Source organism: Bradyrhizobium sp. 138 (assembly GCF_023074075.1).
Taxonomy (GTDB): domain Bacteria; phylum Pseudomonadota; class Alphaproteobacteria; order Rhizobiales; family Xanthobacteraceae; genus Bradyrhizobium.
On sequence record NZ_JADPKT010000033.1, the window covers coordinates 396,718 to 419,420 of the forward strand.

At 63.8% G+C, this 22,703-nt stretch carries 21 protein-coding genes and 1 pseudogene; 9 read left to right on the forward strand and 13 right to left on the reverse strand.

What is annotated here, in order from left to right:
• Position 1: 1 nt before the first annotated feature.
• Positions 2-1,291, reverse strand: coding sequence for a c-type cytochrome (locus IVA79_RS17100; protein WP_247554673.1), 1,290 nt, complete (start codon positions 1,289-1,291; stop codon positions 2-4).
• Between the two features lie 484 nt (positions 1,292-1,775).
• Here IVA79_RS17100 and IVA79_RS17105 point away from each other — a divergent pair, with 484 nt between their 5' ends.
• Positions 1,776-2,012 (forward strand): hypothetical protein, encoded by a 237-nt coding sequence (locus IVA79_RS17105; RefSeq protein WP_247554675.1) that lies wholly within the window; start codon positions 1,776-1,778, stop codon positions 2,010-2,012.
• A gap of 126 nt (positions 2,013-2,138) precedes the next feature.
• Here the strand turns inward: IVA79_RS17105 and IVA79_RS17110 are convergent.
• Positions 2,139-2,327 (reverse strand): annotated as a pseudogene (locus tag IVA79_RS17110) (hypothetical protein); the annotation flags it as partial.
• A gap of 47 nt (positions 2,328-2,374) precedes the next feature.
• On the opposite strand from IVA79_RS17110, the gene IVA79_RS17115 reads away from it, so the two are divergent.
• On the forward strand, positions 2,375-3,652 hold the full coding sequence (locus tag IVA79_RS17115; protein WP_247554676.1) for a serine hydrolase: 1,278 nt from the start codon (positions 2,375-2,377) through the stop codon (positions 3,650-3,652).
• Between the two features lie 103 nt (positions 3,653-3,755).
• Here the strand turns inward: IVA79_RS17115 and IVA79_RS17120 are convergent, their stop codons facing one another.
• From IVA79_RS17120 to IVA79_RS17155, 8 genes are all read right to left on the reverse strand, one after another.
• Entirely contained in the window at positions 3,756-4,880 is a 1,125-nt protein-coding gene (locus IVA79_RS17120; protein ID WP_247554678.1) for a mandelate racemase/muconate lactonizing enzyme family protein, read from the reverse strand.
• 45 nt (positions 4,881-4,925) lie between these two features.
• Complete coding sequence (locus tag IVA79_RS17125; RefSeq protein WP_247554680.1) at positions 4,926-5,963, reverse strand: tagatose 1,6-diphosphate aldolase; 1,038 nt, start codon at positions 5,961-5,963, stop codon at positions 4,926-4,928.
• Positions 5,960-6,919 (reverse strand): sugar kinase, encoded by a 960-nt coding sequence (locus IVA79_RS17130; RefSeq protein ID WP_247554681.1) that lies wholly within the window; start codon positions 6,917-6,919, stop codon positions 5,960-5,962. The genes IVA79_RS17125 and IVA79_RS17130 overlap by 4 nt, the downstream gene beginning before the upstream one ends.
• Positions 6,916-7,989 (reverse strand): sn-glycerol-3-phosphate ABC transporter ATP-binding protein UgpC, encoded by a 1,074-nt coding sequence (gene ugpC, locus IVA79_RS17135; RefSeq protein ID WP_247554685.1) that lies wholly within the window; start codon positions 7,987-7,989, stop codon positions 6,916-6,918. Before ugpC ends, IVA79_RS17130 begins: the two co-directional genes overlap by 4 nt.
• 6 nt (positions 7,990-7,995) lie before the next feature.
• The gene (locus tag IVA79_RS17140) at positions 7,996-9,000 is read right to left on the reverse strand and encodes a zinc-binding dehydrogenase (RefSeq protein ID WP_247554688.1); all 1,005 of its coding nucleotides are present in this window, start codon (positions 8,998-9,000) and stop codon (positions 7,996-7,998) included.
• 7 nt (positions 9,001-9,007) lie between these two features.
• Positions 9,008-9,835, reverse strand: a complete 828-nt coding sequence (locus tag IVA79_RS17145) for a carbohydrate ABC transporter permease (RefSeq protein WP_247554691.1) — start codon at positions 9,833-9,835, stop codon at positions 9,008-9,010.
• Between the two features lie 4 nt (positions 9,836-9,839).
• The gene (locus IVA79_RS17150) at positions 9,840-10,727 is read right to left on the reverse strand and encodes a sugar ABC transporter permease (protein WP_247554693.1); all 888 of its coding nucleotides are present in this window, start codon (positions 10,725-10,727) and stop codon (positions 9,840-9,842) included.
• 62 nt (positions 10,728-10,789) lie between these two features.
• A complete protein-coding gene (locus IVA79_RS17155; protein ID WP_247554695.1) occupies positions 10,790-12,091 on the reverse strand; it encodes a sugar ABC transporter substrate-binding protein in 1,302 nt (433 codons plus the stop codon).
• 192 nt (positions 12,092-12,283) lie between these two features.
• Between IVA79_RS17155 and IVA79_RS17160 the strand changes: the two genes are divergently transcribed.
• The 6 genes from IVA79_RS17160 (at position 12,284) to IVA79_RS17185 (ending at position 18,745) form a co-directional block, all read left to right on the forward strand.
• Complete coding sequence (locus IVA79_RS17160) at positions 12,284-13,324, forward strand: LacI family DNA-binding transcriptional regulator (protein ID WP_247554697.1); 1,041 nt, start codon at positions 12,284-12,286, stop codon at positions 13,322-13,324.
• Positions 13,325-13,333: 9 nt separating this feature from the next.
• Positions 13,334-14,068, forward strand: a complete 735-nt coding sequence (locus IVA79_RS17165) for an SDR family oxidoreductase (protein ID WP_247554699.1) — start codon at positions 13,334-13,336, stop codon at positions 14,066-14,068.
• Positions 14,069-14,319: 251 nt separating this feature from the next.
• Entirely contained in the window at positions 14,320-15,918 is a 1,599-nt protein-coding gene (locus IVA79_RS17170; protein ID WP_247554700.1) for an alpha-amylase family glycosyl hydrolase, read from the forward strand.
• A 69-nt stretch (positions 15,919-15,987) separates the two neighbouring features.
• Positions 15,988-16,194 carry a CsbD family protein gene (locus tag IVA79_RS17175; RefSeq protein ID WP_247554702.1) on the forward strand — a complete coding sequence of 69 codons (207 nt, stop codon included), beginning with the start codon at positions 15,988-15,990 and terminating at the stop codon, positions 16,192-16,194.
• Between the two features lie 92 nt (positions 16,195-16,286).
• On the forward strand, positions 16,287-17,366 hold the full coding sequence (locus IVA79_RS17180; protein ID WP_346658185.1) for a DUF305 domain-containing protein: 1,080 nt from the start codon (positions 16,287-16,289) through the stop codon (positions 17,364-17,366).
• 107 nt (positions 17,367-17,473) lie between these two features.
• Positions 17,474-18,745, forward strand: a complete 1,272-nt coding sequence (locus tag IVA79_RS17185; RefSeq protein ID WP_247554705.1) for a DUF892 family protein — start codon at positions 17,474-17,476, stop codon at positions 18,743-18,745.
• A gap of 19 nt (positions 18,746-18,764) precedes the next feature.
• Here the strand turns inward: IVA79_RS17185 and IVA79_RS17190 are convergent, their stop codons facing one another.
• The 3 genes from IVA79_RS17190 to IVA79_RS17200 are packed head-to-tail and all read right to left on the reverse strand — an operon-like array spanning position 18,765 to position 21,488.
• The gene (locus IVA79_RS17190; RefSeq protein ID WP_247554763.1) at positions 18,765-19,604 is read right to left on the reverse strand and encodes a bifunctional allantoicase/(S)-ureidoglycine aminohydrolase; all 840 of its coding nucleotides are present in this window, start codon (positions 19,602-19,604) and stop codon (positions 18,765-18,767) included.
• An 18-nt stretch (positions 19,605-19,622) separates the two neighbouring features.
• Entirely contained in the window at positions 19,623-20,129 is a 507-nt protein-coding gene (locus tag IVA79_RS17195; protein ID WP_247554707.1) for an ureidoglycolate lyase, read from the reverse strand.
• A 24-nt stretch (positions 20,130-20,153) separates the two neighbouring features.
• Complete coding sequence (locus tag IVA79_RS17200; RefSeq protein WP_247554710.1) at positions 20,154-21,488, reverse strand: C4-dicarboxylate transporter DctA; 1,335 nt, start codon at positions 21,486-21,488, stop codon at positions 20,154-20,156.
• A gap of 197 nt (positions 21,489-21,685) precedes the next feature.
• Between IVA79_RS17200 and IVA79_RS17205 the strand changes: the two genes are divergently transcribed.
• A complete protein-coding gene (locus IVA79_RS17205; RefSeq protein ID WP_247554712.1) occupies positions 21,686-22,582 on the forward strand; it encodes a LysR substrate-binding domain-containing protein in 897 nt (298 codons plus the stop codon).
• Positions 22,583-22,703: the final 121 nt, after the last annotated feature.

The window sequence follows — 22,703 nt, forward strand, 5'->3', positions numbered from 1 at the left end:
GTTACCGCGACGTGGCGCGGCCAAGGAAATCCGTCAATGCGCGCCGGTCCTCGGCCGAGCCGATGCGCTGCTCCGGCATCTTCGTCCCGGGCGTGTAAGTGTTCGGTCCGACTTCAAACAACTTTGCGACCGTCTCCGGCGTCCAGGTGATGTCCATCGTCTTCAGGGCCTCGGAGAAGCGATAGCCCGGGAGCGATGCGATCTTGCGGCCGTAGAGTCCCGCAAGCGTCGGGCCCGCACGCTGAACCTCCTTGTCCGACAGCGTGTGACAGGCAACGCAGGCACGAAACACCTCTGCACCGTGGTCGCCAGCATAGCTCGCCAGCGGATCGGCCGCTTCGCCGGGTTGGCCTGGGCTGATCGGGTTGCCCGTACGCGCGTTCCAGCGCCGGATCTTGCCGTCCGCGCCACCCGTGATCAGCGTCTCGCGATCTGGCAGGAAAGCGACCGACCAAACCGGAAGTCCAGGCTCGATCAACGTGCGCAGCAGGCTGCGCGATTTGCGGTCGATGATGGCTATCGTGCCGCCGATGCCGGCTGCGGCAATCAACATGCCGTCCGCCGAGATCGCCAAGGCCACCACCGATGACGGGCCGGCCGCAACCTCGCCGCTGATCTTGCCGTCCGTGGTCAGCATGCGCAGCATGCCATCGACCGCGCCTGTCACGATTTCTCCGTCCGGCGCCACGGCCACGGCATTGAGCGGCGCCGGCAACGTCACGATTTCGGGCGGGCCGTCCGGCAAGCGCCAGATGCGCATCGTCAGATCATAGCCGACGCTGACAAGCGACTTGCCGTCCGGCGTGAACGCGACGCCGTTGACGTTCTGCGAATGCCCTGCGAGCACGCGCGAGGCGCCATCGGACAGCGACCATAGCCGCACCGTGCGATCCCAGGAAGCGGATGCGAGAAGCGCCCCCTCGGGAGAGGCCGCAAGCGCGACGATCGGACCCTCATGTCCCTCGAACACCCGGTCCGGCTGCTGCCGACCGGCCATCCACACCGCAATGCGTACATCAGCACCCGCCGTGACCATGCGGCCGTCGTTCAGGAAGGCGACCGCATTGACGGCATCAGCATGATACCGCAACACCTGCTCCGCGGTGTCCGTCTCTAGCGACCAGCGAATGGCCGCAGTGTCGAAGCCGCCGGACAAAAGCCCCTTCCCATCGCGGGAGATAGCGAGAGCCCGTACGGGGCCGCCATGTCCCACCATGTCCGCGTGCACGGATGATACTGCAACGATGGCCCACAGGACTGCGGCGCCACCGGCGCAGAAAGGTAACCTCATTGCCCCTCACCGGCCCTGATCACGTTCATGCCCTCGAGATTGCCAGAACAGCCGGCGGAGATGAATATCCGATCTACTTGGCTGGTGCCGTCGTGGTCTTGGATGATCCTTCAGGCGCGGCCTGCATTCCAGGCGGACTCTGACCTTGGGGACTTTCGGCGGGCGCGCCACCCGAACCCGTATATGTTGGACCCGTCCACCCTTGCGGCTGCGGTTGGCCCTTCTCCTCGGGAGGCGTTTGCGCCGCCGGTGAGTTGGGTTGCGCGGGCTGGGCGGAGGCGCTCTCGAAGAGCACGAGTGCTGCAAAGCACAAAATCGTCGTCAGCAATTTCACGTCGGATCCTCCGATGCACGTACCAAACGAGCTGACACCGCTTACGTTCCGGAATGTGCGCCGCAACAGACTGGCGTTGCATATCCTGCTTGAACGCCGGGAGGCCGGGCACTACGCTTGCGCAGGTCTGGTGACGTCAAGGCGGACGGCATGCAGGGGCGAACGCGGCCATTTCTGCAGATGCTGGCGCGACTGCGCGCTTTGCGCGCGCTTGATGGATCGCAAGATCCCGATTCCCGAGACGCGTCGCCCTTTCTGATCCTCATTGCCGTCGTGCTTGCGCTTCTTCTCGCGATGTTGGAGGTCGACCTGAATCACGCCGCGCTTCAGTCCCTTGGCCTGATGGGCAATGCATTTTCCGCCGATCCCATCTTCAAAAGCCCGTAAGTCGGCTCGTGGCGTGATGCGATCAACGAGTTTGCTCGCGGCAAGCTGTGTCGTATAAGTACCTTGATGCTCTTCGATGGAGACTGAGGATGAAGGCGTTTCTTCTAGGCTGCGTCGCGGCCTTGGTCATCGCAATTGCGGGGATGGTGCTCTTGAACCGAGTCCAGGAGCCGGTCGCGCAAGCGTTTGCCACAACCGGCGTACGTCTCTGAGACACCCAAATTCCGGGAGGACAAAGGCGAGGTAGTTGGCCGCAGCCTTATCGTAACGTGTCGCCACCCGACGGCATTGCTTGATCCGATTGAAGAAACGTTCGTCAATTATCATGTTCCCTGGCTTCATTTGCTTTGGGCGCTCTCTCAATGACTGGACGAAGCTTCAAACAGCTACTTTGCATCGCCGGTGCGGTGGCATTTCCGCTCCTTTTGGATGTGCTCACGCTGAATTCGCATCGCGCCTTCGCCCAAACAGAGCCGGCACCACAAGCTGCCAGTCCCCGCTTTCGTGCGGATGGACCGGCTGCAGACGAATTTGGCCAGAAGGACGGATATCCGAGTTGCAAGGGTATCGACTATGTTGACCAAAAGCGCTGCCGGGTAGGCGCGCTGAGCCGCTATGACACTCTGTTTCCTGCACGCACCATCAGTGCTCCGAAACAGTCAATCCCGCTGGCTCGCGCAGCGCACGAACCCGTCATTCACTACGCCTTCGCCGGACTCCAGCTGACGCTCGATGACTACCTCAATCGCCAACCGGCCACCGGCCTATTGATTGCGAAAGACAATACGATCCTGGTCGAGCGTTACCAGTACGGACGCAGCGATAGGGATCGCCTCGCGTCCTTCTCGATGGCGAAGACCGTGCTTTCGCTGCTCATCGGGATCGCCGTCAAGGAGGGCGCCATCCGGTCCGTCGATGATCTCGCGGAAAGCTATGTCCCTGACCTGAAGGACACCGAATACGGCCGGACGCCGATCAAGGCTTTGCTGCTGATGTCTTCAGGTGTCGCATTCTCGGAGGATTACGGCAGCAAATTGAGCGATATTTACAAGCTGGCCCGTCTGACGATTGAGCCGGGCTCTCCCGGCAGCCTCTCCGCGGTGAAGCAGTTCAATACCCGTCTCTCCCCGCCCGGCGTGCGTTTTTCTTATTCGTCCGCTGAATCGCTGGTCCTGGGCCTGGTGCTCGCGGCTGCCACCAAGCGAACCGTGTCCGACTATGCCGCCGAAAGGCTCTGGCAGCCAATGGGGGCGGAAGCTGATGCGACATGGATCATCGATGCGACCGGGCAGGAAATCACATTTGCCTATGTCAACGCGGTGCTGCGCGATTGGGCGCGGCTCGGCCTGATGCTGGCCAATCACGGCAATTGGAATGGAAAGCATATCGTGCCGGCAGACTGGCTCACGGCATCGGCTGCTGATTCGCTTCCGACATATACACCCCTGGCGAAGTACGGTTATCAAATCTGGTATTCCGCAGACACCAAACGTTTCTCGCTCCAGGGCCTCCGCGGACAATTTGTCTTTGTCGATCCGGACCTAAAGCTTGTTCTCGTGCAGACCGCGCTCAGCGGTGACCCGCCCGCGACCGCTGAGCTGTTCGCTCTTTGGAATGCGCTGCGAGCGCAGGTTCGGTAGGCCGCGGGTGGCCCTCATTGACGCGAACGCGACAACTGACGCGGCGGCGCGTTTGGTCGGTGTGGCCGCTATGTAGACGAACGCTGACCGGCTTCCACACATGCTAGATGCAGCGATAGCGCTCGATACTGGAGAGATCAGGCGCGGCGCCGAGCCCCGGCTCGTGGTCCAGTTCGACCGTGCCGTCGCTGACATTGAGGATCGGGCCGCAAAACAGATCGCGCAACGGGTTGTCGTTGGCATCGACTTCCAGCCAGCCATCGCCTCCGACGCCGGCAAGGAGATGCGCGGACGCAAGTAGGCCAATGCCTCCGCCGAGATAGTGCGGGCAAAACGTCCTGCCTGCCTTCAGGATGTCGCGCGCCAGCCCGGCACAGACGCTGAGGCCGCCCCATTTGGCGATATCGGGTTGAACCACGCCGAGCACGTCTTCGGCCAGAACGTCCTTGAAGGCGTCGACGCTCGCAATATTTTCGCCGGCGGCAATCGGCATCTTCGCCAGGGCGTGCAGGCTGCGCCATTCCTCGCGCGGACGATCGGCACGAATCGGCTCCTCCAGCCAGCGCAGATCGAACGCGGCAAGCCGCGGCAGCATCGCCAGAGCCTGGGCGACCGACCAGCCCTGATTGGCGTCGCTGGCAAGCATGCCTTCGCCGACGATGCCGCGCAGCGCGGCCAAATTGGCGAGATCGGTCTCGGGGCCAAAGCCGACCTTCAGCTTCAAGGCGCGATGGCCGCGCCTGATCGCCGCTTCCGCCGTCTGCGCGGCGCCGTCGGGATTGATTCCGCTGGCATAGACCTTGATCTTGTTCGACCGGCCGCCGAGCAGCCGCCACAGCGGTAAGCGCTGACGGCGCGCGGAGAGATCCCACAGCGCAAGATCGATGCCCGCGATCGCCTGCGCAAATGGTCCCGGTTCGCCGCATTGAAGCGCCAGCACCTCGGTGCCCTTGCTCAGGGTCTCGAAGGCCTGAGCAGGACTGTCGAATTTGCGCCCGACAAGGCCGGGCGCGAGCACCTCGTTGACGAGCCGGGCGCGATGCTCCGCGCCTGGCGCCGGAAAGTTGGACCAGGCTTCACCCCATCCCTCGATGCCGTCTTCGTCGACGGCACGAACGAAGACGGCGGGACGGTTGAGCATCTTGCCGAACGACGTCACCACCGGCGTCGCCAGCGGATAGCGATAGCAAAACGCCTCGATCGAGCGGATGGTGAAGCCGTCAGTCATGTTTGCGGACCCTGCGATCGGAATGAACCACGCGGAGCCACTATCTCAATAGGCGCGCGCGAAGTCACCTTCCTGCTTGATATCAGCGAACACCGGAAAGCGCGCCTTCCACGGCGTGCCCTTGGCCGTGGTGAGCTTGTTGAGCCGATCAAGCACGCCGAGACCATCCTTGCGGAGGCTGGCGGACACCGCCGCACGGTCCGGGAAATTCTTCAGAACGGCGTCGAGCCAGATGGTGCGACCGGCGAGGAAGCCGCTTGCGCCCGCGGCATAGGAGTAGTCGAGAACGCGCTCGAATTTTTCTGGCGCGGCACCGCCCGACAGCAGCACCCAGGGAATGCTGCGCTCGCGGCAAATGTCGCCGATCGCATCGAACTCCTTTTGCGCGGCCTTCGCCTCCGCACTGCCGTCGCGGGCCGGCAGGCCATTGGCTGCGAGCGGGCTCTCCAGCTTGAGGAGATCGACGCAATATTCCGGCTTGGCGAACTCGCGCACGCTGTCGATGACGAGGCCCGGCAGCTTGCCCGGCGATTCCACGTAGTCGGCGGTGTGGTTGGCGCTGCCGAGGAACGGATAGACCAGCAGCTCGAGCACATAGGGAATGTCGTGGCGGGCGCAGTCCTCGCCGATCGCGCGAACGAAACGCTTCTGGTGCTTGTTCACCGCGGCATCGGCGTCCGGCCGATACCAGGCCAGCACCTTGACGGCGTCGCCGCCCATCGCGCGGATCTTCTCCACGCTCCAATTGGTGATCGCGCGCGACTTGCGGCCGCCCGCGGTTTCCTCGACGCGGTGCTCCTCCAGCGTCATGATCAGGCCGCAGCGCGGCGGCAACAGGTCGATCGCAGCCGGTACCGCGAAATTCGGATCGAACAGCATCGAGCTGCAATGCGGTGCGAGGTTCTCGACGAGAAGGCGCTTCGCCGCCGTGACGTCGGAATATTCGACCTGCTCCCGGGTGATGCCTTTTGCTTTCGCGATGGCATCGAACAAGGGCGGCCGCTGGTCCAGCGCGACCATGCGAAAGTGGCCCTCCGCGTCAGCAAGCCGTGCCAGGCCGCGGTTCTTTCCAATCGTTCTCATGGCGTCGTCCTCATGAATGCAAGACACTCGTTGATATCAGGGATTCCGTTGCGGCCGCCGGCGTGGCGGCATTTCATGGCGGCCGTGGCTGCCGAAAACGCCATGGCGGCGCGCGCATCGAGACCGACGCCGATCGCAAGCGCATAGGCGCCGTGAAAGACGTCGCCGGCGCCTGTGGTATCGACGACCTCGACGGCATAGGCCGGCTGCCGATACAGCTCGCCGTTCTCATACCAGCTCACGCCGCCCTCGCCGCGCGTGACGGCGATGACGCGGCAGCCGAAGCGTGTAAGCGCAGCGAGAGATTCACCTTCGGCCGATCCGGCGAAGGCGGTGAGCGCAGGTTCGGAGAAGATCGCATGATCCGTCAGCGGCAGCAGCCGCTCGAACACCTCGGCATCGGCCATGTCGCCGTCAAGCACCGTCGGAATGCCGCGCGCGCGAGCCTCGCGGAGCAGTGTCGCGGCGCCCTCGACCCAGCGCGGATCCGCCAGCACGGAGGATGCGCGTGCGACCGCTTCGAGCGGAAGCCAGTCCGCGGCTTCCGGAAACAGGCCGCGGAAGTTGACGATCTGCCGCTCACCGGAAGTGTCGACGATGATCCCGGAGACGGACGAACGGCCGTCGGGAAACAGGCGGAAATTCTCGACATCAACGCCTTCGGCCATGAAGGCCGATTTCATCTCGTGGCCCGCGGCGTCGTTGCCTGCCCGCCCCCAGAACGCGACGGACGCGCCAAGCTTTGCTATCGCGACCGAGGCGTTGGCCGACATGCCGCCGCCAAGCGTGCGGTATCCGGTCGCCTTGATCTTCTCGCTCTGTCCCGCGAACAGCCGATCGACGCGCCAGACCTGGTCGAGCGCGGACAGTCCGAGGCAGATCACATGGACCGGCCTTTGCCGCGAGGCGACGCCCGCCAGTGCCGACAGGTCACCGATGTTCGCCGGCGCGCTCACCGCAAAACCTGCCCGTTGGCGGCATCGAACAGATGCGTCTTGCCCGGCTGCGGCCGCAAGCTGATGCGATCGCCGACCTTCGGCCGCAGCGACGGATCGACCCGCGCGATCGCGGAGACGCCGGCAAGATCGAAATGGATCAGCGTATCCGATCCGAGCGGCTCGACCAGCTTGACGTTGATGGCAATGCCGTCGGCGGCCTCCGTGGTCACGGCGAAATGCTCAGGCCGAATTCCGAGCACGGCATTGCCCGCCAGCCTGAGACGGCCTGCGCTCTCGTCCTCCAGCGGCACCATCATCCCGCCTTGCGAGAGGATCGCACGCTCCTGCCGCCACTCCACCGGAAAGAAGTTCATGGCGGGCGAGCCGATGAAGCCGGCGACGAACTGGTTGGCCGGCCGCTCGTAGACCGTCTCCGGCGTGTCGTATTGCTGGATCGTACCGCTCTGGAGCACCACGATCCGGTCGGCCATGGTCATGGCCTCGATCTGGTCGTGGGTAACGAAGACCATGGTGGTCTTCAGCTCCTGCGACAGTGCCTTGATCTCGGCCCGCACCTGCCCGCGCAGCTTTGCGTCGAGATTGGACAGCGGCTCGTCGAATAGGAACGCCTTGGGATTGCGCACGATGGCGCGGCCCATGGCGACACGCTGGCGCTGTCCGCCGGAGAGCTCCTTCGGCTTGCGGTCGAGATAGGGCTCGATGTGCAAGAGCGCCGCGGCGCGCTTCACGCGCGCGTCGATCTCGGCCTTCGGCACCCCACGCAACTCCAGCGCAAAGGACATGTTGTCGTAGACCTTCATGTGCGGATAGAGCGCGTAGTCCTGGAACACCATCGCGATATCGCGCTGCGCCGCCTGAACGCCGTTGACGCGCTTGTCGCCGATATAGAGCTCTCCCGAAGAAATCGGCTCGAGGCCGGCGATGATGCGCAGCAAGGTGGATTTGCCGCAGCCGGACGGACCGACGAAGACGACGAATTCATGGTCCGCGATCTCCAGGTTGAGATCGGGGATCACGGTGAAATTGCCGTAGCGCTTGACGAGGTTGCGGATCGAGATCGAGGCCATGATCGCTCAGTCCAGCGCCAGCACGGGCTTGATCAGCTCGCCCTTGGCGAAGCGAGCGAAATTTTCTGGCAGAGCCGAGAGGCCGAACTCGCCATCGACGAGGACGCGGTATTCGTCCTTGTACTTACGCAGCAGCTCGACATTCGGCTCGAAATCCGAAACCGGGAAGTAGAAAGTCCGGATCATGTAGAAATCCTTGCGGCGGAACACTTTGCCTTCTTCGATGGTCCAGGGCGCGGCATTCTCGCCGACCAGCACCAAGGCGCCGCGCGGCAGCACCAGCTCGATGCCGAGGTTACGCGCCGCATGCGCGCCGGAGCATTCCATGATGAGGGCGAAGCGCTTCGAGGTATCGCCGACGGGGTGCGCCTTCGCGCTGAAGGCTTGCGCGATCCTGAGGCGTACGGCGTTGGGATCGGCGACATGAACGTCATCGTAGCCGAGTGCGCGGAGCGCCAGCACGACGCCGAGGCCGACGGGCCCCGCTCCCATCACGAGAACCGGTCCCGCCTCGGTCGGCGGTACCACGCGGCTGACAAAGCGCACAGCGTGGCCCGACGTGCCGATGGTGTCGAGCAGCAGCGGCGCGAGACTGTCCTCGATGTCGTCGGGCACCGGCAGCAGGCAGTTTTCCGGCACCGGCACGTATTCGGCATAACCGCCCGGCCTGTTCCAGCCGATCAGGCTCGAGACGTCCAGGCACATCTGGGTGTCGCCGCGCTTGCATGCGGCGCAGCGGTCGCAGTGCAAGGGGATATAGACGGCGCAGCGCCGGCCATGCAGCCGGTGCCCCGGCTGCTCGACCACGCCGAAAATCTCGTGGCCCGCGGTGAACTCGGCGCCCTTGTGCCAGAGCTTGAAGTCCGAGCCGCACAGCGCGGTGCGCGAAACGCGCACGAGCACTTCGCCGGTACTGATTTCGGGCATCGCCACGCGCTCGATGGTGATGCGATCGTTGCCGTGGAAGACAGCGGCCTGCATGATCGAATTTGGGCGAGGTGTTACGTTCATCGGAGACCTAGCCTTTCACCGCGCCGAGCGTCAGTCCGGAGACCAGCCAGCGCTGAACCAGGGCCGCCAGCACCAGCGGCGGCAAAGCGATCAGCGTCGCCGCGGCCATCAGGGCGCCCCACTGCGTCGAGCCTTCGCCGATGAAGTTGAAGGCCGCCGCGATCAGCGTCTTGGTGTCGCCGTTGGAGAGCACCAGCGCAAACAGGAAGTAATTCCACGAGAACACGAAGGCGAGGATCGCCGACACCGCGACGCCGGATGCCACCAGCGGCAGCGCGATGCGCCAGAGAATGCGTGTGACGCTGCATCCATCGACCTGCGCCGCCTCGAACACGCTGCGCGGGATGCCGTCGAAGGACGGCAGCAGGACCCAGATCACGATCGGCAGCGTGATCACGGCGTGGCTGAGGATCAGCGCGGTGTAGGAGCCGATCATGCCGACCTGCCGGAACATGACGTACCAGGGCAGCAGGAACAGCGTGCCAGGCGCCATGCGCGCCGCCAGCGTCAGGATCGCCGGCCACGAAATCCGCGTCCAGGAGACGGCAAACGCGGCGGGGATCCCGAACAACAGTCCGAGCGCGGTCGAGCCGACGGTGACGATGAGGCTGTTGAGCGCGTAGCTCAGGAACGGCGTGGTTCTGGTCAGCTCGACATAGTTCTCCAATGTCGGTGTGAAGACCAGCGTCGGCGGATAGGCCGTGACCTCGAAGGACGGCTTGAACGAGGACAGCACCATCCAGACCGTCGGCGCCATGATGAGGACGCCTGCCAGCACGAGCTGCACCAGGTTGAGCCAGCGGATCCAGCGGTCGGTGTTGGCGGCATCGGTCATGGCGTCACCAGGCCACCGCGCCGCGCAGGCGGTTGAAGGCGAGCACGGCGCCGAACACGATCGCGGTCAGTGTCAGCATCAACGCGCTGGCATAGCCGATGTTGAAGAATTCGAAGCCGACACGGAAGCCGTAGATGTTGAGCGTGTTCGAGGCGTTGCCGGGGCCGCCCTGGGTGGTGATGTAGATGATGTCGAAGAAGCGCAGGAGATCGACGCTGCGCAGGATCGCCGCGGTGACGATGGTCGGCAGCAGCAGCGGCAGCGTGATGCGCTGGAAGGTCTTGAACGGCGATGCGCCGTCGATTTGCGCGGCCTCATAGACGCTCGGCGGCAGCGATTGCAGACCGCCCAACACGATCAAGGCGACGTAGGGCGTCCACTGCCAGCTGTCGATCAGGGCAACGGTCGGAATGACCAGTGACGGCGAGGCCAGCCAATCCGACGGCGGCAGGCCGAACGATTGCAACATGTAGTTGGCTGCCCCCAGCGACGGATCGAGGATCACCAGCCACATCATGCCCGCCACCACCGGCGGCATCATGAACGGCGAGATGAACAGCGAGCGCACGATCCCCGGCAGGCGCTTGGCATGAAACAGCACCAGCGCGAGCCAGACACCGAAGACGAGCTGCAGCACCAGCGACAGCACATAGAGCGCGATCGTGACCCACAGCCCGTGCCAGAACTCGTAGTCGGAGATCAGCCTGGAGTAATTGGCAAGGCCGGCGAAGGACTGCTTGCCGGTCGATGAGAAATTCTGGAAGCCGAGCCAGACCGTATAGACGACGGGAAACGCGATCATCGCGACCGTGAAGATCACGGCCGGCGCGGAGAGCGCCGACATTTCCAGCTTCTGCCGGTCCTGCGCGAGTGTCGCGGCCGCATCAGACATGCATGCGTTTCCTTGAGGCGTGAGGAGCTGCCGGCAGGCAGCACGCCAGCCGGCACCGAGGGTTACTTCTGGGCGATCAGCGCATCCAGCGCCTTGTCGGCATCCGCGCAAGCCTGCTCGATCGGCTTCTGCTTCAGGATCAGATCCTGCACCGCCTGGCCGATGAACTCGCGCGATTCCGGATTGGCGACGATGGGATAGCCGACCTCGGACGAGCCTTTGGTGGCCAGCACGTCGAGCGCGGCCTGCCATTCCTTGCGGACCGGCTCCTCGTCGATCCACTTGCGATATTCAGGGTCCTTGGCAACCGACGGGCGCGGCGGGGCGATGCCCTGCAGCGCCATCTTCTTCTGCACCTCGGGGCTGGTCGCCCATTGCACGAAGTACCAGGCCGCCTCCGGCTGCTTGCTGTGCGAGGACACCGCCATGCCCCAGCCGATCGTGGTCGGCACCTGGCCGGCCTCGCCTGCCGGGAACGGCAGCAGGCCAGTGTCCTTCAGCCGGGCGCCGCCTTCCATCACCGTACGCAGCTCATTGGACGATTCGAATGCCATCGCCGCGCGGCCGCTGCGGTAGAGTGCGGAAATCTGCTGGAAGCTGTAATTGACGACGCCGGGCGGACCGAAGTCGCGCAGCAGTCGGCTATAGGTGTCGAGCGCCTCTTTGCCCTTGGCCGAGCAGAGGTTCGACTTGCCGCTGGCGATGTAGGTGCCGCCGATATTGTGCAGCATGTTGCTGAAGGTGTAGGCGATCGCGGGCTTGAGGCCGCGCGAGACGAACGGCGTCACCGCGCTGTCGCAGGTCTTGATCTTCGCGGCGGCAGCCTCGACCTCCTTGATGGTCTTCGGCGCTTCGATGCCGCATTTCTTGAAGATGTCGGTGCGGTAATAGAAGATCGGACCTTCGATGTTCATCGGCATGCTGGTCAGCTTGCCCCCGAAGGTCGCGGCCTTCAGCAGCGCCTGGCTCAGCCCTGCCGGATCGTATTCCTTGGCCACCTCGTTCTTGACAATCGCCGTGAGATCGCCGTACCAGCCGGCCGCCGCGAACTGCTCGCCCTCGCGCGAGGGCAGCGTCATGAACACGTCGACCTCGTCGCTGTTCGCGTTCATGACGGTGACCAGACGCTGGCGCATCTGCTGTTCCTGATAGCCGTCGACCTTCAGGGTCATGCCGGTCAGCTTCTCGAAATCGGCCTTGTAGGTCAGCAGCGCCTGCGCGACCGGATTGTTGTTGGCGAGAAAGGTGACGGTCTTGCCCTTGAACTTCATCCAGTCGAAATCGGCGGCGTGCGCTTGCGCGCTGACGGCGGCAATCGCGAGCATTGGCAACGCGACCTGGGTCGCGAGCATCCTGGCCTTCATCGAACTCTCCTCCCGGCTGGCCGCCTTAAGCCGGCGGACCATTTTGAACATCTTTGCGCGCAATCTGAAAACGGTTACAAAATAGACCTCCGATCAGCTGTGTCAAGCGATGGACAGATCGTGCAATTTGCTGCAGATTAGTGCCATTATCATGGCCATGCATCGCGATCCGCGGAATGTAGCGTTACATTCATGAGATTGAACAACGCCAAGTCCGTCAAGCAGGGCATCCGCGCCGTCGCGGCGCGCGCTGGCGTTTCAACCGCCTCGGTCTCGCGCGCCCTCAACAATCCGGATGCGGTGAGCCCGTCCCTGCGCGCGCGGATCGAACAGGCCATCGACGCGCTCGGCTACATCCCGCATGCGCCGGCGCGCATCCTGTCGTCGCGCCGCTCGCGCACGCTCGGCGCGATCGTGCCAACGATCGACAACACGATGTTCGCGCGCGGCATCGCCTCGCTGCAGCAATATCTCTCGTCGGTCGGCTACATGCTGTTTCTCACCACGAGCGGATATGATCTCGATGCCGAATTGCAGCAGGCGCGCAATCTGATCAGCCGCGGCGTCGACGGTCTGGTGCTGCGCGGCGATTGCCATCACGAGGCCCTGCGCAAGCTGCTTGCCGACAACAAGGTGCCCTTCATCAATGTCGGCATCTACCAGCCGGACAGGCCCTACCCTTGCGTCGGAACGGACAACGAAGCCGCAGCCCACCGCGCCGCCGCCCACGTCATCGAACTCGGTCACCGCCGCATCGGAATCGTCTCGGCGCTCCAGCGCAACAACGACCGCGCCAGCGCCCGCGTCGCCGGCTTTCACCGCGCGCTTGCCGAGAACGGCCTCGAGCTTCCTTCGCAATGGCACGTCGAGGTGCCCTATACGCTCGACGATGCGCGCGAGGCGGCACGCTATCTCCTCAACCTCAAGGACCGCCCGACAGCCGTGGTGTGCGGCAACGACGTCATTGCCTACGGCGTGTTGCTCGAGGCGGAGCGCGACGGGTTCTCCGTACCGCGCGACCTGTCGGTGGTCGGCTTCGACGACCTCGACTGGAGCCGCCATTTGCGCCCGAGCCTGACCACGATCCACGTTCCAACTGGAGAAACTTGGCAGCGCGCCGGCGAATATCTGGTGCGGAGCCTTGCCGGCGAGCAGACTATCATGCATCGCGAGATCGATTTCTCGCTGGTGGTCCGCGAATCGACGGCTCCGCCTCCGAAATCCCTGAAGTGAGATCTCCCGATGAATTCGAACTTTGCCCTTGCACCCGGCTTCCATGCCGTCGTGATCGGCGGCGCCGGGGACATTGGCGCCGCAATCAGCAATCAGTTCTGCGATCTCGGCGCCACCGTCACCGCAACGGGCGCGAACGACGCCGATCTGGCCCGCACCCTGCTGAAGCCACGCGCCGGGCTGACGCTCGCGGCGCTTGACGTCACCGACGACGCCGCTGTCATCTCCTTCGCCCGGCAGCACAAGCGCGTCGACGCACTGGTCAATTGCGCCGGGGTTCTCGCGCGCGACAAGGAGTTCGAGATCGAGACCTTCATGAAGGTGCTCGACGTCAATCTCACCGGCACGTTCCGCACCTGCATGGCATTCCACCCGCTGCTCGCGGAGCAGAAAGGTTCGATCGTCAACATCGCCTCGATGAATGCGACGCTGGCGCTGCCACGGATTCCCGCCTATTGCGCCAGCAAGGGCGGCGTCGTGATGTTGACCAAGGCACTGGCCCTGAAATGGGCCGAGGACAATATCCGCGTCAATGCCGTTGCGCCCGGCTACATCGAGACGGCCATCAATGCCGCGGGCCGCACCGATCGCGCCCATTATCAGCGCATTGCCGACCGCACCGCGTTCAAGCGTTGGGGACAGCCGGAAGATATCGCCGGTGCGGTTGCCTTCCTTTGCATGCCGGCTTCGCGATACGCGACCGGAACGGTCGTCGCGGTAGACGGAGGATTTCTCGCGGGATGAGCCCAGAGAGTCCGCCGGTCGCGTCGCTCTACGCTGCAAGGCGCCGGTGACGACGGCGAGTTGATTGGCGGGCATGAGCGTGTCCTCGCCTGACTGTCGATCACGTCCAATCGCTGCCCTGCACTCTCGTTCCAAATGTCCACGCGCCGGTGCGGTGCGACGATTTGCGCGATGATAGCAACCATCGTTCATTCCTGGACTTGAATGCCAACTGGTTCGGCCCGGAGAACGGAAGATGAAGGCGCAAGGCAATGAGCGGGTCCAGTGACGAAGCTGCGTGGTGGCAATCCGCCGTCATCTACGAGATCGCACTGGTCTCCTTCCAGGACTCGAACGGCGACGGCAAGGGCGACTTCGCCGGCCTGATGTCGCGCATCGACTACCTGAAATGGCTCGGCGTCGACGCCGTGTGGCTGACGCCGATCTACAACAGTCCTTTCCGTGACCTCGGCTACGACATCTCCGACTATTGCTCGATCGATCCCGCCTTCGGCAGCCTCGAGGAGTTCGACGGCCTGCTCGAGGCGCTGCATGCCGCGGATATCCGTCTGGTCCTCGATCTCGTCCCCAATCACACCGCGGACGATCATACATGGTTCGTCGAGAGCTCGAGCTCGCGCAACAGCGCGAAAGCCGATTGGTACATCTGGGCTGATCCTGCCGAGAATGGCGGGCCGCCCAACAATTGGCTGAGCCGCTTCGGCGGCAGTGGTTGGGAATGGTGCAAGGCACGGCGGCAATATTACTATCATTCCTTCCTGGTCGAGCAGCCCGACCTCAACTGGCGCAATCCGGACGTGAGGGCCGCGATCGCCGATACCATGCGCTTCTGGCTCGACCGCGGCGTCGACGGCTTCCGCGTCGATGCCAGCGCAGTCCTGATCAAGGACCAGCTCCTGCGCGACAATCCGCCGAACCCGCACGCCAAGGACAAGCCGCCGCCGCAGCGGCAGACGACCGTTTTCACCGACGACCGGCCGGAGACGATGGATTGCATCGAGTTCATCCGGGACGTGATCGACAGCTATTCGGGGCGAATGTTGTGCGGCGAGGTGCAGGGCAAGACTGACCGCATCGGCCACTTCTACGGTAACGACCGGCCACGCCTGCATCTGCCGCTCAATTTCGCCCTGCTCGATTCGCAATGGGACGCCCTGTCGCTGCAGGCGACGATCGACGCCTATTTCAACGCCATCCCTGAACAGGCCTGGCCGGTCTGGGCGATCGGCGGCCACGACAAGCAGCGAATCGCGAGCAAGATCGGCGAGGCGCAAATGCGCGTGCTGGCGATGCTGCTGATGACGCTGCGGGGAACGCCATTCTTCTTCATGGGCGACGAGATCGGCCGCAAACGCGTTCCCATTCCGTCCGACCGCGTCCGCGACCCCTTCGAAAAGCTCGTGCCGGGATTTGGCCTTTGCCGCGATCCCGAGCGCGCGCCGATGCGCTGGGACGACAGCGCCGCCGGAGGATTTACCGATGGTGACCCATGGCTGCCGCTGGAGTCCAGCGGCACGCCCAACGTGGCCGAGCAACAGCGCAGCGAGCGGTCTGTGCTCGCGCTGTTCCGCGCATTGATCCGGCTGCGGCGGGAACATGCGTGCTTGCGTCAGGCTGGCTATGAGCCGCTGCGATCCCGGGACGATGTCCTCGCCTACGGGCGAACCGATGGCGGGGCCGAAATTCTGGTCGCGCTCAATATCGCCGCCGAGCCGCGGAAATGGCACTGGCTCGGTCGCGGTCGCCTGCTGATGTCGACGCATCTCGACCGGCCCTCGGAAACATTGCCGGAGGCATCGATCCTGCTGCGGGGCAATGAAGGCGTGATCATTGAGCTCGAGGCGAGGTGACGGCCGCAGGAACTATCCGCGCGTCAGGGAGTCTCACCAACGCTTCCGGCATGAGTGCGGAGACAGGTCATGGGCAAGACGAAGCATCTTCAGCGGCAGATCGTCGGCAAGACCAAGCAAGCCATCGGCGAGATCATTGGTGACCAGGATCTCCACGATGACGGCAAGGCGCAAGCGCAGCGCGGACGCCAGAAACAGGGCAAGCAGGACAAGCAGGCCCAGCAGGACAGGCCGAGTGAACTCAATCCGCTGAAGAGACTCAAGCAGCTCACGTGACCGCCGGGTCGCCACCAGCGCGTTCCCCGGCAACGCGACGTGCTGACGAAAGCGCGTCATACGTCGCCGGCGGACGGCGACGATCGCGCTGGATCGCGGCGGCTGAGCTCGGCCTGATCAGCAGCACCTTCTCGACCATCGTCAGCCAGCTCTTCGCCGCCCGGATCGGCCGCGATGCGGTGGTCGACTGGATGACGGTCGCCGCCATTCCTGCGCGGGACTGGGCCATCGGCGCGGAGCCGTCGTGGCACGCGATACTCGCCGGGATCGCCTTCCACCAATGGGCAGATTTCTCCTGGGCGCTGGTGTTCTTCGGCGTGCTCGGGCGGTGGACCGCCGACTTGCGGCCGCACACGATCCTGCTGCTCGCGCTGCCCTGGGCCGCGTTCTCTTCAAGCCTGGAGTGGTTCGTGCTCGTGCCGCTGTTTCCGTTCTGGCAGCCGCTGTTCACGCTGCAACAGCCCTACTGGATCGGATTGCTCGTCCACGGCGCCTCGGCCGTGATGTATCCCCTGTTCGCCCGGCTGCGCTGGAGGCGTGGCCATGCGCCGGAACACGACGTCCGCTTCACCAATGCTTGGACCACGGGCGCACTCGGCGTGGTCGCGGTGCTTGGAACGAGCGCGTTGTTCGGCGGCCATGGCTACGAGCTGCCGTGGATCGGCCGTGTCAGGGATGCGGACCAGACCTATATCCGCCACATGACGGCACACCATGCCCAGGGCATCGAGCTGGCGCGGATTGCCGTCGGGCGCGCGCGGGACCCGCATCTGAAGAAGCTCGCGATGTTGATGATCGCGAGCCAGTCTGGCGAGAACCGGATTTTCGAGAACTGGTGGCTGAGCTGGTTCGACACCGACATGCCCGATTGCAGCACGGAAGAACGTGCCGCCATGCCCGGCTTCTTGACCGCCGCCGAGATGCGAGAGGTCAAGGCTGCGCCGCCCGATCAGTTCGATACGATATTCGTGGAGATGATGAGCAAGCATCACAGGGGCGCGGTCAGGATGGCAGACCAGATGTTGCACAGCCAGGGAGATCCGCGCCTGCGCATCATGGCCCATGCCATTCGGCACGAGCAGCAGGGCGAAATCGCGCTAATGCACGGCGCGAACGGCATTGCCGCCGTCACCACCGCCTTCCACAACATGCTCGGCGACAGAGTCAATTGAGCGACGGGATTTTGCCGGTACGGCGCGGATCTGCGCAATAGGAACAAACAGCAGGGCCGCCTATTGGAGACACATCTTCTGTTGTCCTCCGAACACCGAGAGCTCCCATGTATCACCACGTCAAGAAGTTGATGTTCACCGTTCGCGTCGATGAGCCGGACCCCCGTTTTGGCAACATGCTGCTGGAGCAATTCGGAGGCGCCAACGGCGAGCTCGCGGCCGCTATGCAGTATTCGATACAGGGCCTGAACTGCGAGGATCCTGACCGCAAGGACCTCTTGATGGACGTCGGCACCGAAGAGCTCAGCCATCTCGAAGTCGTCGGCACGCTCGCGCGGATGCACCTCAAGCCGTCGAAGTTCGATCGTCAGGCCGCCGAGGCCGATCCCTTGATCGCGATCGCGGGCGGTGGCGGGGTCAACCTTTTCAACTCCCAGGGCAATGCCTGGACCGCGGACTATCTGAAGATCACCGGCGAGCTCGACGTGGACCTGCGCAGCAATATCGCGGCGGAGGCGCGGGCGAAGATCGTCTATGAGCGGCTGATCAATTTCTGCGACGACGCCGGCACCAAGGACGCGCTGCAATTCCTGATGACCCGCGAGATCACGCACATGAAGGCGTTCGCGCTGGCGCTCGAGAGCATGGGCAAGCCGTCGCTCAGCATCGGCCGTATCGCGCCGACCCCAGGCCTGGTCGACCAGTTCTTCAACGATTCGACCGGCAGCGGAGATCACGGCGAGATCGATACACGAGGGCCCTGGAACGAGGGAGGCGACTGGGTCTTCACGGACTCGCCCGCGATCCAGGCCGGCGAGCCCGGCCCCGCCACCTCCATCGTCACCGAGAGCTCGCCGCCAATGGACGAGGCCGGTCTCGGCGATCTCCTGATCAGTGAGCTCCGCGACATCCTGCATGCGGAAAAGCAGCTGACCAAGGCGCTGCCCAAAATGGCGGAAGCTGCCCGCTTCGATCAATTGCGCGAGCTGTTCGAACAGCATTTGGCAGAGACCGAGGCCCAGGTCGAGCGCATCAACGAATGTTTCGAGATGCTCGGCAAGTCCGCACGGGCAAAGCCTTGCAAGGGAATGATGGGCCTCGTCGAGGAAGGTCAGGAGATCATGGCGGAAGGCAAGGACAAGGAGGACGCGGCCGCCGACCTCGCCCTGATTGGAGCAGCGCAACGGGTCGAACACTACGAGATCGCCGCCTACACGACGGCGCGCAATCTCGCCCAGCAGCTTCGCCACAGCGCCATCGTCAGCCTGTTGTCGAAGTCGCTCGCCGAAGAGGAAAACTCAGATCAGCTGCTCAATCAGGTTGCCCGATCGCTGATGTCGGTCGCGAAGATGCCGGCCGCGGTCGAGCAGACGGAATAGCCGCCTCCAGCGCTCGATGTTAGATCAGCGGAGGCCCCTGCCGCAGATTCATGTGCCGGTTGACGTCCTTGTAGAGAAGATAGCGGAACCGGCCGGGGCCTCCTGCGTAGCACGCCTGCGGGCAGAAGGCGCGCAGCCACATGTAATCTCCGGCCTCGACCTCCACCCAGTCCCGATTGAGACGGTAAACCGCCTTGCCCTCGAGGACGTACAAGCCGTGCTCCATGACGTGCGTCTCGGCAAAGGGAATCGTAGCCCCCGGCTCGAACGTCACGATATTGATGTGCATGTCATGGCGCATGTCTGCCGGATCGATGAAGCGCGTGGTGGCCCATCTCCCTTCCGTGCCCGGCATCGCCACGGGTTCGAGCGCGTCTGCATTGGTCACGAACGGCTCGGGCGCCGCCAATCCCGGCACGCGCTGGTACAGTTTGCGGATCCAGTGAACCTGCGCAGGGCCCTCGCCGCGGTTGCGCATGCTCCAGGCGCAGCGGGGTGGCACATAGGCGAAGCTGCCCGGCCTCAGCTCAAATTCTCGCTCTGTCAATTTGAGAGTTAGCCCGCCGCCCACCACGAACAAGGCACCCTCGGCATCATCATCCGGCTCGGGCATTTCGCTTCCGCCGCCAGGCGCGATCTCCATGAGATAATGCGAGAACGTCTCGGCGAAGCCGGAGAGCGGTCGCGCCAGGACCCAGACGCGCGTGTTGTCCCAATGCGGCAAATGGCTGACGACGATATCGCGCTGCACGCCGCTGGGGATGACGGCATATGCATTGGTGAAGACCGCCCGGCCGCTCAGAAGGTCCGTCTGCGGCGGAAGGCCGCCCTGCGGGATGTGATAGGTGTGCGACGACATCATCAAGCCTCGTGAAAGTTACAGGTGCGATGCGATCGACCCAAGATCGAGCTGCATCTCCTGGCTCAACCAATATTCTTCGAGATTATCGCCGTCCCCCGCCCGGTCGACAATGAGGAACGGGCTTGCATCCTCGAGGACCAGCAGCGGATGGTGCCAGCAGTTCCGGGCATAGTTGACCCCCTGGCGACCAGTTGCCACGAACGCCCGATAGCTCGAGACCACGAGCGGGTCCGCGCACACGACAACCAGCCAGCTCGCTCCGTTCAAGGGCATGAACATCTGGCTTCCGAGCGGATGGCGCTCCATCAGGCGAATGGCGATCGGCGCAGGCCGCCTTGAGGCGACAAACCAGCTGATATTGATCTGTCCGCCTTCCGCGGCGACATCGATATTGGCGAGTCCATTGTAGCGCTCGGCAAATCCCTGGTTGATCGACAGGGGCGTCACCCCTTCCGTCTCGACGACGTCTCCGAACGGAGCGAACCCCCGCTTCGTCAAAGGTTCAACCAGGAGCGTCACCATCACCAACCTCAAATGCCTCCGCGTTCAAAGCGTCTGCAGACCGGCGACGGGAGCATCCGCATCACCTGGTTCGACCCGCAGAGTCTCACCCGAAGGATCAATCTCGCCGTCCAGGATACGGCGCGCCTTGGCGTGATCGAGGTCGCCTTCCCAGGAGGCGACGACGACCGCCGCAACGCAATTACCAACATAGTTGCCGAGTGCCCGGGCGATGCCGATGAACCAGTCCACCGACAGGATGAGCACCAGTCCGATTGCCGGGATGGCCGGAATGGCGGCCAGTGTCGCGGCGAGGACGACGATGGCCGAACCCGGGACGCCATGAGCACCTTTGGAGGTCAACAACGCGACACCGAGGATAGCCAGGAGATCGCCCGTGGCAAGCGGCGTATTCGTCGCCTGTGCAATGAAGACGGCCGCCAAGGTCAGGTAGATGGAGAACGCATCCAGATTGAACGAGTACCCGGTCGGGATCACCAGACCGACGGTCGATCGCTTAATCCCGAGCAACTCGAGCTTTCGCATGGTCTGCGGCAGCACGCTATCGCCCGCGGCCGTCCCAAGCACGATCAACAGCTCTTCACGCAGATAGGCCAGCAACTTGAACAGGCTGAAGCCGGAGAGCCGCATGATCGCGCCGAGCACGACGACCACGAACAGAATCACCGCCAGATAGAACAGGGCAACGAGGCCCCCGAGCTGCTTGAGCGAACCGATGCCGTATTTCCCGACGGTGAAGGCGATCGCGCCGAAGACACCGATCGGCGCGAGCCGAACGACGAAGTTCATCATCTTGAAGATGATCTCGTTCACCCGCTCGACGAAATCGACGACCGGCCTCGCGCGCTCGCCGCACAATGACACGGCACAACCGAACATGATCGAGACGATCAGGACCTGCAGGACGTCGCCGGAGCTGAAGGCTCCGACGAGCGTCGTCGGAATGAGCTTCATCAGGAATTCGGAGACGCCGCCGCCGGAGACCTGAGCCGCGGTCTGGCTGAACCCTGAGAGCGCCTTGGCGTCCAACGCCTTCGGATCGATATTCATTCCGGCGCCCGGCTGGAAATAGTAGGCAAGCGCGAGGCCGAACACCAATGCAACGGTGGTGACGACCTCGAAATAGACCAGCGAACGAATGCCGACCCTTCCGACCTTTGTAAGGTCGCCGGCCGCTGCAATTCCGTGCACGACGACGCAGAACACGATCACCGGCACCAGCATCTTGATGAGCTTGATGAAGCCGTCACCCAGCGGCTTCATCTGCAACGCGACGTCCGGATAGGTCACGCCGAGGGCAATGCCGGCGGCGAGTGCAATAACGACCTGGAAGAAGAGTGACTTGAAGATTCTGGGCATGGCGCTTTCCTCGCTCGCTGGGCTTCCACCTGGCTTGGTCGGCCGGAGCCTTTCGCCATTCTTGTCGTTGGCGGCGAGGTCGCCGCGTACGGAGCCTCTGGTCGCGGCAGGACGCAGCAAGGCTCCATCGCTCATTCGTTGACCAGGTGCGACATCAAGTCCAATATATAGAACGACACGATTGATAGGCTTTCCCTATGGATCTCCGCCAGCTCCGATATTTCATTGCGGTCGCCGAGGAGCGCAGCTTCACGCTCGCCGCCCGGCGGTTGAACCTCTCGCAGCCGCCGCTCAGTCAACATATCCAGACGCTCGAGGCGGAGCTTGGGACCCAGCTGCTCTACAGGACCAGCCGCAGGGTCGAGTTGACCCAGGCGGGTGAAGCCATGCTGGAGCGGGGACGCGCCATCCTGCAACAGGTCAAAGTCGCGGAAGACGAGGTTCGCGCGATTGGAGCCGGCCTGATCGGAACGCTGGATGTCGGAGCGACCGGCTCTATTCTACGCGGCCGTCTCGCAGAGCTGCTCGCGGCCTACCGGGAGGTCGCTCCACGGGTCAAGATGACGGTGCATGAGCAGGCGCCGGCGCTTCAGATCGCGGCGCTGCTCGGCCGCACCACCAACATCTGTCTCATTCGCGGCATTCCCGCCGAACGCGACCTGACCAGCACGCTTGCATGGCGCGAAGAGGTCGTTCTCGCGATGCCCCGCACCCATCGGCTGGCGCGCCGCAGACGCATCGCCCTCGGCGACCTCGCATCCGAGGATCACGTCGTCCTCGACCCAGATAGCTCCGACTTCGCACGGTACGTGCAGACGTGCTGTGTCGATGCCGGCTTCCTGCCAAAAGTGTCCCAACAGGTGGTCGACGCCCAGTCGATCCCAAGCCTGATTGCCGCCGGCTTCGGCGTGGCGCTGGTGCCGCAGTCGATTGCGCGTTTCACGACAGACGACATCGTCTTCCGTCCGATCAGGCCGTCGCCACCCACCGCCGACGTGTTCCTGGTGTTTAGAGCGGACGAGACGTCGATGGTGGTGCACAATTTCGTCAAGCTGGCGCTTCGGTATCTGAATCAGCGGAAGGGTTTGGGTTAGCGGCTGGCGCGCACGCAGTGGTTCCGTCATCCTTGTATGGGGAATGAGTTGTCAAGAGGGCGTCGTTTGTTGGAGGCGGTCTTGGGCGCCGAGGCGAGGAGCGGTCAAGGTTGGCCGTAGG

Bases quoted from the DNA above. Each gene is read 5' to 3' on its own strand.
- IVA79_RS17200 (WP_247554710.1), bottom strand. From the start codon at position 21,488: ATGCCCAGAATCTTCAAGTCACTCTTCTTCCAGGTCGTTATTGCACTC.
- IVA79_RS17190 (WP_247554763.1), bottom strand. From the start codon at position 19,604: ATGTCGTCGCACACCTATCACATCCCGCAGGGCGGCCTTCCGCCGCAG.
- IVA79_RS17165 (WP_247554699.1), top strand. From the start codon at position 13,334: ATGAATTCGAACTTTGCCCTTGCACCCGGCTTCCATGCCGTCGTGATC.
- IVA79_RS17115 (WP_247554676.1), top strand. From the start codon at position 2,375: ATGACTGGACGAAGCTTCAAACAGCTACTTTGCATCGCCGGTGCGGTG.
- IVA79_RS17105 (WP_247554675.1), top strand. From the start codon at position 1,776: ATGCAGGGGCGAACGCGGCCATTTCTGCAGATGCTGGCGCGACTGCGC.
- IVA79_RS17160 (WP_247554697.1), top strand. From the start codon at position 12,284: ATGAGATTGAACAACGCCAAGTCCGTCAAGCAGGGCATCCGCGCCGTC.
- ugpC (WP_247554685.1), bottom strand. From the start codon at position 7,989: ATGGCCTCGATCTCGATCCGCAACCTCGTCAAGCGCTACGGCAATTTC.
- IVA79_RS17155 (WP_247554695.1), bottom strand. From the start codon at position 12,091: ATGAAGGCCAGGATGCTCGCGACCCAGGTCGCGTTGCCAATGCTCGCG.
- IVA79_RS17150 (WP_247554693.1), bottom strand. From the start codon at position 10,727: ATGTCTGATGCGGCCGCGACACTCGCGCAGGACCGGCAGAAGCTGGAA.
- IVA79_RS17145 (WP_247554691.1), bottom strand. From the start codon at position 9,835: ATGACCGATGCCGCCAACACCGACCGCTGGATCCGCTGGCTCAACCTG.
- IVA79_RS17205 (WP_247554712.1), top strand. From the start codon at position 21,686: ATGGATCTCCGCCAGCTCCGATATTTCATTGCGGTCGCCGAGGAGCGC.
- IVA79_RS17100 (WP_247554673.1), bottom strand. From the start codon at position 1,291: ATGAGGTTACCTTTCTGCGCCGGTGGCGCCGCAGTCCTGTGGGCCATC.
- IVA79_RS17175 (WP_247554702.1), top strand. From the start codon at position 15,988: ATGGGCAAGACGAAGCATCTTCAGCGGCAGATCGTCGGCAAGACCAAG.
- IVA79_RS17125 (WP_247554680.1), bottom strand. From the start codon at position 5,963: ATGAGAACGATTGGAAAGAACCGCGGCCTGGCACGGCTTGCTGACGCG.
- IVA79_RS17195 (WP_247554707.1), bottom strand. From the start codon at position 20,129: ATGGTGACGCTCCTGGTTGAACCTTTGACGAAGCGGGGGTTCGCTCCG.
- IVA79_RS17170 (WP_247554700.1), top strand. From the start codon at position 14,320: ATGAGCGGGTCCAGTGACGAAGCTGCGTGGTGGCAATCCGCCGTCATC.
- IVA79_RS17120 (WP_247554678.1), bottom strand. From the start codon at position 4,880: ATGACTGACGGCTTCACCATCCGCTCGATCGAGGCGTTTTGCTATCGC.
- IVA79_RS17140 (WP_247554688.1), bottom strand. From the start codon at position 9,000: ATGAACGTAACACCTCGCCCAAATTCGATCATGCAGGCCGCTGTCTTC.
- IVA79_RS17185 (WP_247554705.1), top strand. From the start codon at position 17,474: ATGTATCACCACGTCAAGAAGTTGATGTTCACCGTTCGCGTCGATGAG.